The organism is Nocardia jejuensis NBRC 103114, from assembly GCF_001613145.1.
Classification (GTDB): domain Bacteria; phylum Actinomycetota; class Actinomycetes; order Mycobacteriales; family Mycobacteriaceae; genus Nocardia; species Nocardia jejuensis.
Map to the genome: position 1 here is coordinate 1 of NZ_BDBU01000089.1, position 589 is coordinate 589.

Annotated in this window: 1 protein-coding gene; it reads left to right on the plus strand. The window is 64.3% G+C overall.

What is annotated here, in order from left to right; translation table 11 throughout:
* A partial coding sequence (locus tag NJ1_RS37705; RefSeq protein WP_157574664.1) for an AMP-binding protein occupies nucleotides 1–589 on the plus strand: 589 nt, incomplete at both ends.

Here is a 589-nt window from a genome sequence, read left to right on the forward strand (position 1 = left end):
GGCCTTCGACGCCGAACACCCCCTGTTCATCCTCTACACCTCCGGCACCACCGGAAAACCCAAAGGCATCCTGCACACCACCGGCGGATACCTCACCCAAACCTCCTACACCCACCACTACGTCTTCGACCACACCCCCGCACACGACATCTACTGGTGCACCGCCGACATCGGCTGGGTCACCGGACACTCCTACATCGTCTACGGACCCCTGGCCAACCGCGCCACCCAAGTCCTCTACGAAGGCACCCCCAACTACCCCGACGAACACCGCCACTGGCAGATCATCGAAAAATACGGCGTCACCATCTACTACACCGCCCCCACCCTCATCCGCACCTTCATGAAATGGGGCCGCGAGATCCCCGACTCCCACAACCTCACCACCCTGCGCGTCCTGGGCTCGGTCGGAGAACCCATCAACCCCGAAGCCTGGCGCTGGTACCGAGACGTCGTGGGCGCGAGCACCACCCCCATCGTGGACACCTGGTGGCAAACCGAAACCGGCGCCATCATGATCTCCCCCCTACCGGGCGTCACCGCCACCAAACCCGGCGCCGCCATGACACCACTCCCGGGCATCTCCGCG